12 protein-coding genes are annotated in these 14003 nt (G+C 69.1%); 7 read left to right on the top strand and 5 right to left on the bottom strand.

Going from position 1 to position 14003, the window contains the following annotated elements; genetic code table 11:
* Positions 1 to 21: 21 nt before the first annotated feature.
* From smc to IBJ06_RS02035, 4 genes are all read right to left on the bottom strand, one after another.
* Positions 22 to 3459 (bottom strand): chromosome segregation protein SMC, encoded by a 3438-nt coding sequence (smc, locus tag IBJ06_RS02020; RefSeq protein WP_292156847.1) that lies wholly within the window; start codon positions 3457 to 3459, stop codon positions 22 to 24.
* A 12-nt stretch (positions 3460 to 3471) separates the two neighbouring features.
* Complete coding sequence (locus tag IBJ06_RS02025) at positions 3472 to 4134, bottom strand: thioredoxin domain-containing protein (protein ID WP_292156848.1); 663 nt, start codon at positions 4132 to 4134, stop codon at positions 3472 to 3474.
* Positions 4135 to 4139: 5 nt separating this feature from the next.
* The gene (locus IBJ06_RS02030; protein ID WP_292156849.1) at positions 4140 to 4790 is read right to left on the bottom strand and encodes a thioredoxin domain-containing protein; all 651 of its coding nucleotides are present in this window, start codon (positions 4788 to 4790) and stop codon (positions 4140 to 4142) included.
* 109 nt (positions 4791 to 4899) lie between these two features.
* Positions 4900 to 5469 (bottom strand): DciA family protein, encoded by a 570-nt coding sequence (locus IBJ06_RS02035; protein ID WP_292156850.1) that lies wholly within the window; start codon positions 5467 to 5469, stop codon positions 4900 to 4902.
* 94 nt (positions 5470 to 5563) lie between these two features.
* On the opposite strand from IBJ06_RS02035, the gene IBJ06_RS02040 reads away from it, so the two are divergent.
* Positions 5564 to 6559, top strand: coding sequence for an A/G-specific adenine glycosylase (locus tag IBJ06_RS02040; RefSeq protein WP_292156851.1), 996 nt, complete (start codon positions 5564 to 5566; stop codon positions 6557 to 6559).
* A 174-nt stretch (positions 6560 to 6733) separates the two neighbouring features.
* On the opposite strand, the gene IBJ06_RS02045 is transcribed toward IBJ06_RS02040, so the two are convergent.
* Positions 6734 to 7810 (bottom strand): site-specific DNA-methyltransferase, encoded by a 1077-nt coding sequence (locus IBJ06_RS02045; protein ID WP_292156852.1) that lies wholly within the window; start codon positions 7808 to 7810, stop codon positions 6734 to 6736.
* Between the two features lie 128 nt (positions 7811 to 7938).
* Between IBJ06_RS02045 and murC the strand changes: the two genes are divergently transcribed.
* From murC to ftsA, 6 genes are read left to right on the top strand one after another with little or no spacing between them, the layout of a single operon-like run.
* Entirely contained in the window at positions 7939 to 9384 is a 1446-nt protein-coding gene (gene murC, locus IBJ06_RS02050; RefSeq protein ID WP_292156853.1) for a UDP-N-acetylmuramate--L-alanine ligase, read from the top strand.
* The gene (locus IBJ06_RS02055) at positions 9381 to 9818 is read left to right on the top strand and encodes a GFA family protein (protein WP_292156854.1); all 438 of its coding nucleotides are present in this window, start codon (positions 9381 to 9383) and stop codon (positions 9816 to 9818) included. The genes murC and IBJ06_RS02055 overlap by 4 nt, the downstream gene beginning before the upstream one ends.
* Entirely contained in the window at positions 9815 to 10729 is a 915-nt protein-coding gene (gene murB, locus IBJ06_RS02060; protein ID WP_292156855.1) for a UDP-N-acetylmuramate dehydrogenase, read from the top strand. Before IBJ06_RS02055 ends, murB begins: the two co-directional genes overlap by 4 nt.
* A gap of 15 nt (positions 10730 to 10744) precedes the next feature.
* A complete protein-coding gene (locus tag IBJ06_RS02065; protein WP_292156856.1) occupies positions 10745 to 11686 on the top strand; it encodes a D-alanine--D-alanine ligase in 942 nt (313 codons plus the stop codon).
* Complete coding sequence (locus tag IBJ06_RS02070; protein ID WP_292156857.1) at positions 11674 to 12597, top strand: cell division protein FtsQ/DivIB; 924 nt, start codon at positions 11674 to 11676, stop codon at positions 12595 to 12597. Before IBJ06_RS02065 ends, IBJ06_RS02070 begins: the two co-directional genes overlap by 13 nt.
* The gene (gene ftsA / locus IBJ06_RS02075; protein WP_292156858.1) at positions 12597 to 13922 is read left to right on the top strand and encodes a cell division protein FtsA; all 1326 of its coding nucleotides are present in this window, start codon (positions 12597 to 12599) and stop codon (positions 13920 to 13922) included. Before IBJ06_RS02070 ends, ftsA begins: the two co-directional genes overlap by 1 nt.
* Positions 13923 to 14003: the final 81 nt, after the last annotated feature.

Consider the following 14003-nt stretch of genomic DNA (forward strand, 5'->3'; position numbering starts at 1 on the left):
ATGCCGCCGGGCGGCAAGACACTACGCCACCAGCTTCTCGGCCTGTTTCAGGTCCACGCTGACCAGCTGGGAGACGCCGCGCTCGGGCATGGTGACGCCGTACAGGCGATCCATACGGCTCATGGTCACCGGATTGTGGGTGATGACGATGAAGCGGGTGTCGGTGCGATTGCGCATTTCGTTCAGCATGCGGCAGAAGCGGTCGACATTGGCGTCGTCCAGCGGCGCATCGACCTCGTCCAGCACGCAGACGGGGGCGGGATTGGCGAGGAAGACGGCAAAGATCAGCGCGGCGGCCGTCAAGGCCTGTTCGCCGCCGGACATCAGGCTCATGACCGCCAGCCGCTTGCCGGGCGGGCAGGCGTAGATTTCGAGGCCGGCCTCCAGTGGATCGTCGCTCTCGACCAGTTTCAGTTCGGCCTGACCGCCGTCGAACAGGGCCTCGAACAGGGCCTTGAAGTTGTCGTTGATGATGTCGAACGCGGCCAGCAGGCGCTCGCGCCCCTCGGCGTTCAGTTCTTCGATGCCATCGCGCAGGCGGGCGATGGCGGTGGTCAGATCGGCGCGTTCGGTGCGCATGGCCTCCAGCCGGTCCGCGTATTCGCCGGCTTCTTCCTCGGCGCGCAGGTTAACGGCGCCGAGGTGCTCGCGCTCGCGCTCCAGACCGGCCAGAAGGCTTTCAGCGCCGGCCACGTCGGCGGGACGGGCGACGGCGTCCTCCGACAGTTTGGCCTCGAGCGCTTCGGGAGACAGCTGCGAGGCCTCGCGGAGCCGGTTAACGGCCAAGTCCAGGGCATCCTCGGTCGCACGGGCGCGCTCGACCAGTCCGGCGCGGGCCTCTCGGGCCTGTGAGGCGGCGGCATCGGCGACGCGGGAGGCGCGATCCGCCTCGGTCGCCCGTGCTTCTGCCTCGGCCAGGGCGTCGGATGCAGCCTTCTTGCGTGCTTCAGCGGCGGTCAGGGTGTCGAGCAGGGCATTGCGCTTGCCGGTGAACTGGTCGGGGGCCTGTGCCGCGACCTTGAGCTGATCGGCCGTCCGGGCCTGTTCGGTCTTGAGGGCGGACAGGCGGGTGCGGGCCTCCTCGCTCCGGCCGGACCAGGCGTCGCGCTCGCGGATCAGGCTATGCAGCTGGCGGGTGCGTCCCTCCACGGCGCGGGCTTCTGTGTCGCGGTCAAGGCGGGCCTGGGCGGTGGCGGCGCGGGTAGTCTCGGCAACGGTCCGGGCCTCGGCGACACGGGCCCTGAGGTCGTCCGGAGAGGTGGCGGGGCTCTCGACGGCGCGGGAGGCTTCGACCGCTGCCGAGGCGGCTGCAATCTCGGTGTCCAGACGGGCCAGGGCCTCGTCCAGCGACTGGGCGCGCGCTTCTCGCCGGGCGGTGTCGCGGGCCAGAGCCTCGACCCGGTCGCGGGCGGCGGCGACGGCCTTGTCGAGGGTGAAGGGCACGAGGCGCGCGGCCTTCACCGCCTCATCCGCAGCGCGCAGGCGCTCGGTCAGGGATTTCAGTTCGGCCTGGGCAGCCTCCAGCGCGGGGCGGCCCTGATCGATCTCGGTCTCGACCTCCGACAGGCGGGTGCGCTGCTCCAGCCGGATGGCGGCGGGGCGGGGAGCCTCGGCCCGGACCACCAGTCCATCCCAGCGATAAAGGTCGCCCTCGCGTGTCACCAGACGGGCCCCCACCGGGAGGCGGCGGGCCAGTTGCGGGGCCAGGTCGGCAGTGGCCACGCCGCACCAGGCGAGGCGCGCGGAAAGGGCGTCGGGAGCCGTGACGTGGTCGGTCAGGGGGGTGACGCCTTCGGGCCAGACGGGGGGCGCGGCCTCGGCCCCGGACCAGTGGGCCGCGGCGGCAGGGTCGAGGGCGGCGTCCAGGTCCTCGCCCAGTGCTGCGGCCAGCGCGGCCTCATAGCCCCGGGCGGCCTGGACGGAATCGAGGGCCGGCGGGTGGTCGCGTTTGCCCCGCGCCAGAAGCTGGGCCAGGCCCCGGGCCTCGGTCTGCAGGCGTCCCAGCCTGTCCTCGAGGGTGCGAGCGGCGGTGCGGGCGTCCTGTTCGGCTCGGGCCAGCTCGGCACGGTCGGCCTCGGCCTGTTCGATGGCGTCGCGGGCTGCGGCCAGATCGGCCTGGGCCCTGGCCAGCGCCGCTTCGGCCTCAGCCTGTTCGGGGCTGTCGGAGGGGGCCAGCGCCTCACGCTCGGCGGCGGTCTGGTCGCGGGAAGCCTCAAGCCGCGCCAGCCGCGTTTCGGCTTCCTCGCGCCTGGCGGACTCGGCGCGGGCGCGGGCCTCGACGGCGGCCAGCTCAGAGGTCAGGCGCTCGACCTCGGCCTCGGCGGTCTGGCGCATGGCCTCGGCCTGTTCGAGGGCGCGATCCAGCTCGGGGCCACGGGTCGGTGCGGCCTCGATCTCGGCCTCGAGCGCGGCGACCGCTTCGGAAAGACGGGTCAGCTCACCTTCGGCATCGCCGGCCATGGCGGTCTCACGGGCGATGTCGCCGGCAATGCGGGCCGCTTCACGCTCCAGCCGTTCCACCTCGGCGCGGGCGGCCTGCTCGGCCATATCGAGACGATCGCGCTCCAGCGTGGCGCGGTGGAGGACGGCGCCGGCGACGGCGTCTTCCTCACGCGCTGGCTTGAGGCCCTCCTGGGCCTTGAGCGCCTCGGTCCGGGCGTGGGCGGCGGCGACTTCGGCACGGCCGACCTCGGCTTCGGCCTCGCGCAGGGTGGTCGTCGCGTCGTCCCGGGCCTGGACGGCTTCCTTCCAGCGGGCCAGCAGGACGGCGGATTGCAGGGCGCGGATCTCGGCGGAAATCTTGCGGTACTTTTCGGCCTGACGGGCTTCGCGCTTCAGGCGGCTGAGGGCGGTTTCCAGCTCCTTGCCGATGTCGTCCAGCCGGTCGAGGTTGGTCTCGGCGGCCTTGAGGCGCAGCTCGGCCTCATGCCGACGGGTGTGCAGGCCCGAGACGCCGCCGGCCTCTTCCAGGATACGCCGCCGGTTCTGGGGCTTGGCGGCGATCAGCTCGGAGATCTGACCCTGACGGACGAGCGCCGGGGAGTTGGCGCCGGTCGAGGCATCGGCGAACAGCAGCTGGATGTCGCGCGCGCGCACTTCCTTGCCGTTGATGCGATAGGTCGAGCCCTGCCCCCGGTCGATGCGTCGCGACACTTCAAGCACGGCCGAGTCGGTGAAGGGTTGCGGCGCCCGCCGTTGGCTGTTGTCGATGCTGAGCGAGACCTCGGCATGGCTGCGCGCCGGGCGGTCTGCGGCGCCCGCAAAGATGACGTCGTCCATGCCCTGACCGCGCATGGCCTTGGCGGAGTTGGCCCCCATGACCCAGCGCAGGGATTCCAGCACATTGGATTTGCCGCAGCCGTTGGGACCAACGATGCCGGTCAGCCCCGGGGTGATGTGCACCTCGGTCGGATCGACGAAGGATTTGAACCCGACAAGCCTGAGCCGCTGGAACTGCATCGGGCCGGAGCGTCAGTCGGCCGAAAGGGTCGCGGGACGCGGCCGGCCGACGATGGCGGCCTCGATCTCATCAGCCGTGCGGGCCGGCGTCACGACACCGTCGAGGAACAGGGTCGGAGTGCTGCGCACCCCCAGGCTGGAGGCTTGCCGGGCGCGGGTTTCGATTTCGGCATAACGGCTGTCATCATTGACGCAGGCCTGGGCCTGGTCGAGCGGCAGGTCGGCTGCCGTGGCGGCCGAGATCAGCCAGCCGTCCACATTGCCGCTTCTCAGATAGGTGGCCTGACCCCGGAACAGGGCACCGAGGGCATCGTCGTAATGTTCGGGAGCCGCACAGCGGGCCAGCACGGCACCCGCCAACGCCAGTTCCGGCGGATTGGTGGGCAGATCCCGCCAGACGACCCGCACCTGACCGGTGTCGATCAGGCGCCGCTTGATCTCGGGGAAGTCTGCCTCGTGCCAGTCGGCACAGTGCCCGCAGACCGTTGAGAGATAGGCGGTCAAGGTCACGGGCGCGTCGTCCCGACCAAGGGTGCGATCGGCGGGATCGACCGCCAGCACACGCTCGGGCGCGGCCATGGGCGGCGAGCCCGGCCGCACGGTCTGCTGGGCCAGCGCCGGCTGGCCCAGGGCGAGAACCGCCAAGGCGGCCAGTGTGGCGAGGCCCGCGCGCATCAACCCTACTTGGCCAGCTCGGCGTCGACAGCGGCTGAGAGGCCCGCCATCGAGCTGTCAGCCACCCGCGTCCCGTTGACGAAGAAGGTGGGGGTGCCCGTCACGCCTGCGGACCGTCCCGACTGAATGCGTTCTTCCAGGGCAGCCAAGGCCTGAGGATCGGTGACGCAGGTGCGGTACTCTTCCTCGCTCAGGCCGACCGAGGTGGCGATACGGCTGAGCGTGGCTGCGGGGGGCACGCCCTGCTGCCATTCACGCTGGCTGGCCATGATCTCCTCGACCACCTGGAAATAGCGGTCCTCGCCGGCGCAGCGGGCCAGGAGGAAGCCTGCGGCGGCCACATCAGCCGGGGGCGTCGGAAATTCGCGGAAGACGTAGCGAACCTTGTTGGTGTCGACATATTTGGCCTTGAACTCGGGCCAGACGCGTTCCTGCCAGGCGGCGCAGACCCCGCAGGTGACCGAGGCGTACTCGACGACCGTGACCTTGGCCCCTTCGGGCGCGCCCTTGGCCATGTCGCCCTGGGCCGTCTGACTGCCTTCGGACCCGCCGCAGGCCGCGAGCGTGCCCATGGCGGCCAGCGCCGCACCCGTGATGGCGGCGCGGCGGCTCATGGCGGCAAAGCGGAAACGGGCGGTCTTGTTGCCGGTGGACATGGGTCAATCCTCTTGACGGTCAGCGCGCGGAAGGCAGGTCATATACAGCGAGTCCTTGGCTAGGACCCAGCCTTGGCTTTGTCGAGACGCCTTGCGGCAAAGTTTTGTCCTAGGACGAGCGGGGACCCCGGTTCAACACGCTGCGGCCCAGGCGTTCGAGCGCTGCGGCCAAGGGCGCGGGGGCGGCGGAGACCGAGGCCTTGAGCGCGGCCTCATCGGCGGCACCGAGCGGAGGAGGGATGGCAGGCTTGGTCAGGGGAGCGCGCGAGCGTGTGGCACGGGGCCCGATCGGTCCCTGGGCGATGCGGAGGCGCTCGACAGCGCCCTGGCCTAGGAACAGATTGACCCGCTCCAGAATGTCCGCGGACTGGTGCTGGATCAACAGGGCGGCAGGGCCTGCCACACGCAGCTCCAGCGTGGCGCCGGCTGGCTTGCCGTCCGGGCCCTTGCGCGGGCGGGTCAGTTTCTGCGGGCGGGTGACGGCGGCCAATCGTTCGCCGACGATTTCCGGCCAGCGCGCCTCAAGCGCTTCGGCGCCACGACCATAGCGGTCGTCCAGGGTGCGGATCAGCTTTTCCAGCGCCCGGCCGACACGCGGGGCAGGACGCGGCAGGGGACGCGTCTTGCGGCGGGCAAGAATTTCGCGGGTTTCGTCTTCCGTGGGCAGCGGGCGGGGCATGGTGTCTCTATACCCCGGGATCACGTGGCCTCCTATGCTGGCGACGATGAGCTCTCCCGATTCTGACAGACTGGCCGCGATCCGACAGGCACTGATGTCCTGGTATGGGGCTCATGCCCGGGCGCTGCCGTGGCGCATGCCGCCGGGGTCTGCGGCGCGGGCCGATCCCTATCGGGTCTGGTTGTCAGAGGTGATGCTGCAGCAGACCACCGTGCCCCATGCGACGCCCTATTTCGAAGCCTTCACCACGCGCTGGCCGACGGTGGAGGCCTTGGCGGCGGCAGAGGACGAGGCCGTCATGGGGGCGTGGGCGGGACTGGGATACTATGCCCGCGCCCGGAACCTGCTGGCCTGTGCCCGGGCGGTGGCGCGCGACCATGGCGGGGTGTTTCCGGGTACCGAAGAGGGTCTGCGCGCCCTGCCGGGGCTGGGGACCTATACGGCGGCGGCGGTGGCGGCGATCGCCTTTGGCCGCCGGGCTGTGGTGGTCGACGGCAATGTCGAGCGGGTCTTGGCGCGGCTGTTTACCGTCGAGACGCCGCTGCCGAAGGCGCGCCCCGAACTGCGGGCGCTGGCTGATGCCCTGACGCCGGAGCCGGAGGCGTTCGATCCGGGCGACTGGGCCCAGGCCCTGATGGACCTGGGCTCGCGCATCTGTCGGCCCCGGTCGCCCCTGTGCGGCGAGTGCCCGCTGGCCGGGGACTGTCAGGCGCGGGCCAGCGGCATGCCCGAGGCCTGGCCAAAAAAGATGGCCAAGGTGCCAAAGCCCCGGCGCGAGGGTGTGGTCTGGGTATTGGTCGATGGCGCGGGCCGGGTCGGTCTGGTGAAGAGGCCAGACAAGGGCCTGCTGGGCGGCATGCTGGCGCTGCCCACGGGCGGTTGGGATGGCGACGAAAATGTCGCTGAGCCGGTCGATGCAGAATGGCGGAACGTCGGCACGGTCCGCCACGTCTTCACCCATTTCGAGCTAGAGCTGATCGTGATGCGGGCGGAGGGGGAGGCCGACCTGATCTGGCGCGAGGTTGCGGAGGCGCGCGCGGCCCTGCCGACGGTATTCAGGAAAGGGCTGGATCGGGCTCTGGCCTACTGATCCTCCCCTGCGCAGCGGGGGAGGGGGACCACGGAGTGGTGGAGGGGGCGGCTGCACCGAGCACACTCACGGAATTTGCAGACTGCAGGCGGTGGGAGACGGCGTACCCTGTCCGCCCCCTCCACCGCCTGCGGCGGTCCCCCTCCCCCGTAAACGGGGGAGGAACGGGTCATCCTACATCGCCGCGCGGATTTCGGCGCGGAGGGTGTCGATCGACTTGAAGCCCTGGTCGGTCTTGAAGCGCCAGTAGGTCCAGCCGTTGCAGGCCGGGGCATTTTCCAGCAGGGCACCCAGCTTGTGGATCGAGCCGGTGAGGTCGCCGTGGATCAGGCTGCCGTCGGCGCGTACGCGGGCCTCGCGCGAGCCGTCGGGCGCATAGAGGCGGTCGCCGGGCCGCAGCAGGCCGGCCTCGACCAGGGCGCCGAAGGGCACGCGCGGCTCGGACCGTTTGGAGCCCATGACGGCGAGGTCCTCGGGGTTGGCGGGCACGACGGCGGCGAGGCGTTTTTCGGCCAGGCGGATGTAGTCCTCCTCGCGCTCGATGCCGATGTAATGGCGGCCGAGACGCTTGGCAGCCGCGCCGGTGGTGCCCGTGCCGAAGAAGGGGTCCAGCACCACATCGCCGGGCCGGGTCGAGGCCAGCAGCACGCGGTGCAGCAGGGCCTCGGGCTTTTGCGTGGGATGGGCCTTCTTGCCATCGGCGTCCTTGATCCGCTCTTCGCCCGTGCACAGGGCGAAGGTCCAGTCCGAGCGCATCTGGGTGTCTTCGTTGAAGGCCTTCAGGGCGTCGTAGTTAAAGGTGTAGCGCTTTTGCCCCTGGCTGCGGGCCGCCCAGATCAGGGTCTCGTGGGCATTGGTAAAGCGGGTGCCCTTGAAGTTCGGCATGGGGTTGGATTTGCGCCAGATGATGTCGTTCAGCACCCAGAAGCCCAGGTCCTGAATGGCGGAGCCCAGCCGGAAGACGTTGTGATAGCTGCCGATCACCCAGATCGAGCCCTCGGGCTTCAGCACGCGGCGGCATTCGGCCATCCAGGCGCGGGTGAAGGCATCATAGGCCGCAAAGCTGTCGAACTTGTCCCAGTCGTCGTCGACCGCATCGACACGCGAATTGTCCGGGCGCAGCAGGTCGCCGCCCAGCTGCAGATTATAGGGCGGATCGGCGAACACGACGTCGACCGAGGCGTCGGGCAGGGATTTCAGCACCTCGATGCAGTCACCCTTGAGAATGACGTCGGTCTGGATGTCGGACATGAATGCGGCCCCGTTGATACAGGCGGCGATCCTGAGTCCGCAGGGTTAAGAGGCGGTTAGCCCTGTTGCCGAAAGCGAAGGGCGGGGGCGTCTGGCGTCATCCCGACAAAGTCCGCTATGACGCGCCGATGATCGCACGTCTTCGTCCAGTTCCCTTCCCGATCGGGCCCGTCCACTTCGTCGGCATCGGCGGTATCGGCATGAGCGGCATCGCCGAGATCATGCTCAAGATCGGCTATCAGGTGCAGGGCTCGGACGCGAAGGCCGGGGCCAATACCGAGCGGCTGGAGCAACTCGGCGCGAAGATCTTCATCGGCCATGACGCCGCCCACGTGGGCGAGGAGGTCGCGGCGGTCGTCTATTCCACGGCGGTCAAGGCGGACAATCCGGAGCTGACAGTGGCGCGCGGACGGCGCATTCCGCTGGTCCGGCGGGCCGAGATGCTGGCCGAGCTGATGCGGCTGCAGTTCTCGGTGGCGGTTGGCGGCACCCACGGCAAGACCACCACGACGTCGATGATCGCGGCCCTGCTGGATGCCGGCGGTACCGACCCGACCATCGTCAACGGCGGGATCATCAATGCCTATGGGACCAACGCCAAGGTCGGCGACGGCGACTGGATCGTGGTCGAGGCCGATGAGTCGGACGGCAGCTTCCTGAGGCTGAAGTCCACGGTCGCGGTGGTGACCAATATCGATCCGGAGCATCTGGACCACTACGGCGACTTTGACGGGGTGCGGAAGGCCTTCGTGGATTTCGTCGAGAACATACCCTTCTACGGCTTTGCCGCCGTCTGTCTGGACCACCCCGAGGTGCAGCGGCTGGTGGCGACCATCGATAACCGCCGGTTGGTCACCTATGGCACCAATCCGCAGGCCATGGTGCGGGCGATCAACTGCGACATGGGCCCGGACGGTGCACGCTTCGACGTGGCCTTCCAGAAGCAGGGGCTGGACGCGCTGGACGAGCCGGATGTGCTGGAGGGCCTGCACCTGCCGATGGCGGGCGCTCACAATGTGTCGAACGCCCTGGCCGCCATCGCCGTGGCGCGCGAACTGGGCATATCGGACGCCGCGATCCGCGAGGGGTTGGCGGGCTTTGGCGGGGTCAAGCGGCGCTTTACGACCACGGGCGTGGTCGATGGCGTGCGGATCGTTGACGATTATGGCCACCACCCGGTCGAGATCGCCGCCGTGCTCAAGGCCGCCCGTCAGGTGGTGCACAAGACCGAGGGCTCGGGCCGGGTGATCGCCGTGGTCCAGCCGCACCGTTACACCCGGCTGCGCGACCTGATGAACGACTTCTCGACCTGTTTTGCCGATGCCGACTCGGTGCTGGTCGCCGATGTCTATGCGGCAGGCGAGCAACCGATCGAGGGCGTGGACAAGGACGCCCTGGTCGAGGGCATCCGCCGCTTTGGCCACCGTTCGGTGCGCCCCCTGGAAAGCGCCGCCGCCCTGCCGCGCCTGATCCGCGAAGAGGCCAGGGCCGGCGATCTGGTGGTGCTGCTGGGCGCTGGCGACATCACCGCCTGGGCCTATGCCCTGCCGGGCCAGCTGGAGGCGCTGGGATGACGGTCACGGGCGGGTGCCAGTGCGGGCGGGTGCGCTACGCCCTGTCGGTGAAGCCGAAAGGGACGCACTTCTGCCACTGCCGGATGTGCCAGCGCGCGGCGGGCAATGTCTTTGCCGCCCTGACGGGGGTTCGCAAAAGCCAGCTGACCTGGACTCAGGGTGAGCCTGCCTTCTACCGCAGTTCAAACGTGGCGCAGCGGGGCTTCTGCCGCGACTGCGGAACCCCGCTCTATTTCGGCTACGACAAGGGCGACTGGAACTGCGTGACCATCGGGTCGCTGGACCATCCCGAGGATGTCACGCTGGAAACCCACTATGGGGTAGAATCGAAACTGCCCTGGCTACAGCTGTGCGACGGCATGCCCGAGTATGAGAGCGACGCCAGCGATCCCCGTGCAAGTGGCATGATCTCGAACCAGTCGGAGGATTCATGAGCGGCTGGAAAGAGACCCTCCCTGCGGTCCGCGGCAAGCTGCTCCGGAATGAGCCGCTGGGGCCCTACACTTGGTTTCGCGTGGGCGGGGCGGCGGATGTGCTGTTCATCCCCGCCGACGAGGACGATCTGGCCGGCTTCCTGAAGGCGCTGGACCCGGGGGTGCCGGTGACGGTTCTGGGTGTCGGCTCGAACGTGATCGTGCGGGACGGCGGGGTCGAGGGGGTGGTGATCCGGCTGGCCGGGCGGCCCTGGGCGCAGATCACGACCGGGGGCGAGACCATCACGGCGGGCGCGGGCGCGCTGGATTCCATGGTGGCCCGGGCATCGGCCAAGGCCGGGATCGGCGGGCTGGAGTTCTACGCCGGCATCCCGGGCACGATCGGCGGTGCCCTGACCATGAATGCCGGCTGCTATGGATCTGAGACGAAGGACGTATTGGTCTCGGCCCGGGGGGTGACCCGCGAGGGCGAGCGGGTCGACTATGCGCTGGCCGACTTTGGCTACACCTATCGGCATTCGGAGGCGCCGGCCGATATCCTCTGGCTGGAGGCTACCTATCGCGGCACGCCGGACGATCCGGAGGCGGTTCAGGCCCGGATCGATGAGATCACCAGTCGCCGCGAACAGACCCAGCCGATCCGGGAGAAGACCGGCGGCTCGACCTTCAAGAACCCGCCGGGTCACTCCAGCTGGAAACTTGTGGATGAAGCGGGCTGGCGCGGGAAATTTTTCTCCGTCACTGGCGGTGGGGCCATGTTCAGCGAATTGCACAGCAATTTCATGATCAACCCGGGCGAGGCGACGGCCGCCGACATCGAGGGGCTCGGCGAGGCGGTGCGATCCGACGTTCAAAGTAAACTCGGCGTAAACCTCGAATGGGAGATCAGGAGGATCGGCCGCCCCCTCTGAGTCCCGTTCCGCCCCATGAACCGCCCCCTGAAAGACCTGCATGTCGCCGTCCTGATGGGGGGGCTGTCGGCCGAGCGCGAGGTGTCGCTGAACTCGGGCAAGGGCTGTGCGGACGCGCTGGAGGGGCAGGTGGCCCGCGTCAGCCGCATCGACGCCGGGCGGGATTTGGCCAATGTGCTGGGCGGGCTGGTTCGGCCCGATGTGGTGCTGAACTGTCTTCACGGTGCCTGGGGCGAGGACGGCTGCGTCCAGGGCGTGCTGGAGACGCTCAATATTCCCTATACCCATTCGGGGGTGCTGGCCTCCGCGCTGGCCATGGACAAGGCCAAGTCCAAGGCCGTGCTGGCGGCGGCGGGCATTCCGGTGCCGGGCGGCGGCCTGTTCGACCGGCACGAGGTCGCGCGAGACCACGTCATGGTCCCGCCCTATGTGATCAAGCCCAATGCCGAGGGATCTTCGGTCGGCGTCTTTCTGGTGACCGAGGGCGCCAACCGTCCGCCGCAGGAGGTCGGGGCCGACGACTGGGCCTATGGCGAACAGGTGATGGTCGAGCCCTTCATTGCGGGGCGCGAGCTGGCGGTGGCCGTGCTGGGTGAGGCGGACGGCCCGCGCGCCCTGACCGTCACGGATATCACGCCGACCAAGGGGTTCTATGACTATGAGGCCAAATATGCACCCGGCGGCTCGGTGCACGAACTGCCGGCCCGGCTGAAGCCCGATGTGTTCGAGATGGCGTTGCGTCTGTCCGAGCGGGCGCATGAGGCGCTGGGCTGCCGTGGTGTGTCGCGATCCGATTTTCGTTATGACGATGTTAAGGACGTTCTCGTTCTTCTGGAGGTCAACACCCAGCCGGGCATGACCTCGACCTCGCTTGTTCCCGAGCAGGCCGCCCATGTCGGCATAGGGTATCCGGAACTGGTCAGGTGGATGGTGGAGGACGCGTCATGCCCGCGGTAGTTCGCGGCGGTCGGCGCCAGCAGGGCGGGGGCGCGTCGCGTGGACGTCAGGCTCCGGCCTCGCGCGGGAGGTCAGGACGCAGCAAGGCGCAGGCGGTCGGTATTCCGGCAAAGATGGCGGCGATCGGCCGGTTGGACCTGTCCGCGCGCGCGGTCGGGATTTCGTTGCTGGTCGGCGTGCTGTTCATCGGCGGCCTGATGGCGACCGGCGCGCGGGCAGAGCGCGTGGGTCAGTCCGTCTCGGACGGCGTCGACAGCATGGTGGCCGGGATGGGTTTCCGTCTGGGCCGGGTGCATGTGACGGGGGCGTCTGACGAGGCCATGCCCGCCATTCAGGCAGCGCTGGATGTGACGGCCGGCCAGTCGATGAGTTCGCTGGATCTGGATGCACTGCTGGAACAGGTGCGCGCCGTCAGCTGGGTCAAGGATGCGCGTATCGTACGCCTGCTGCCCGGAACTCTGCTGGTCGAAGTGGTCGAGCACGACCGGCTGGCGATCTGGCAGGCCAATGGACAGGTCGCCGTTATAGACGGAGAGGGCCAGGTCATCCGGGGGGCCGACCCCCGTCAGTATCTGCATCTGCCGCTGGTCGTTGGAACGGGGGCCGAACTGGCCGCCGCCGAAATCCTGCCGCTGATCGAGGCGCGCCCGCGTCTGCGCGACCGGACCGAGGCCCTGATCCGCGTCGATGAGCGGCGCTGGGATATCCGGCTGAAGGACGGTGGCCTTATCCGCCTGCCTGCCGAAGACATGGAGGCGGCCCTGATCCAGCTGGACGCACTGGACCAGCGCCATCATCTGTTCGAGCGGGGCTTTGAACTGGTGGACCTGAAGGTGCCCGGGACCCTCGGGCTCAGGCCCGCGGCCCTGGCGGGTGATCTGGCGGAATCCCCTGTGGCGGGAGGAGTCTGATGGCCCCGCGTCGCCCCGAGCTGACCCTCGACGGAGCCGTGGGGAGCGGCCGCGCCCCCCTGGTTGCCGCGCTCGACATCGGCCATTCCAAGATGGCCTGTTTCATCATGAAGGCGGACGGCGTGCGTCACGCCGACCGTACCGTTCGCGTGGCCGGGGTCGGCCATGTGCAGTCGCGCGGCGTCCAGCAGGGCATGATCGTCGACATGGAAGGGGCCGCCCAGGCCATCGGCCATGTTGTCGAACGGGCCGAGCGCGCCGCCGGCGTCCCCGTGACCGGCGTGATTGTCAGTACCTCGGCGGGCCGGATGCAGAGCCATCGGGTTCGCTCGCGTGTGTCGCTGGGGGCTCATCCGGTCAGCGACGCCGATCTGGCGCGAGCGATCGGTCTGGCGCTCGACAAGATTCGACTGCCGGACCGCCGTCCCATCCATGTGCTGCCGGTCGCCTGGTCGGTGGACGATGCCCGGGGTGTGCGCGATCCGCGCGCCATGCGCGGCAACAGTCTGGAACTGGACCTGCTGGTTGTGTCGATGGCCGAGACGGCCTTCATGTCGCTCAGCCACTGTCTCGAGTTGGCGCACTTGGACCTGCAGGGCGTGGTCGCCGCGCCTGTAACCTCGGCGCTGGCAGCGCTTGAAGACGATGAGATGGATCTGGGCGCCCTTTGCATCGACATGGGGGGTGGCACGACGACGGCCACGGTTTGGGCGGATCGGAGCCTGCTGCACGTCGAAAGCCTCAATGTCGGCGGCGACCATGTCACCAGCGACATTGCCAAGGGGCTGTCGACCTCGCGCGCCGGGGCCGAGCGGCTGAAGACTCTGCATGGATCGGCCATGGCGTCGGCCAATGAAGACCGCGAACTGCTGGAAGCACCGCCCCGGGGGGAGGATCCTTCTGCGGGCGCGGTGGTGGTGCCACGTGCCATGCTGAAAAGTGTCATCGCGCCCCGCGTCGAGGAGACGCTCGAGATCCTGCGCGACCGGATCCGTAGCAGCGGGATCGCCCTGGAGCCCGGTACCAGTGTGGTGCTGACCGGCGGGGCCAGCCAGTTGAATGGTGTCCGCGAACTGGCGGTGCGTGTGTTTGACCGCCCGGTGCGGCTGGGTCGGCCCCAACGGGCACCCCATCTGGCCGATGCGGCGTCGGGCCCGGCCTTCTGTGCGGCGGCGGGCTGCTTGCTCAAAGCCGCCTATGGCCCGCGAGAATCGGTTTCGGCCCGCAGGCTGATGACCCGCCAGATTTCGGCCAATGATGCGCCGAACCCGCACGCCGGGGGCATGGTCGCCCGGGCCGCCGACTGGTTGCGCCGCAATCTCTGAAGCGGCCGCCCGCAAAGGGCCTGCTACATTTCCCTTCGATGGCGAGAGTGTGTCCGGATTGTAACATCTGGGGCCTTGAGT

The organism is Brevundimonas sp. (assembly GCF_016742135.1).
Taxonomy (GTDB): domain Bacteria; phylum Pseudomonadota; class Alphaproteobacteria; order Caulobacterales; family Caulobacteraceae; genus Brevundimonas.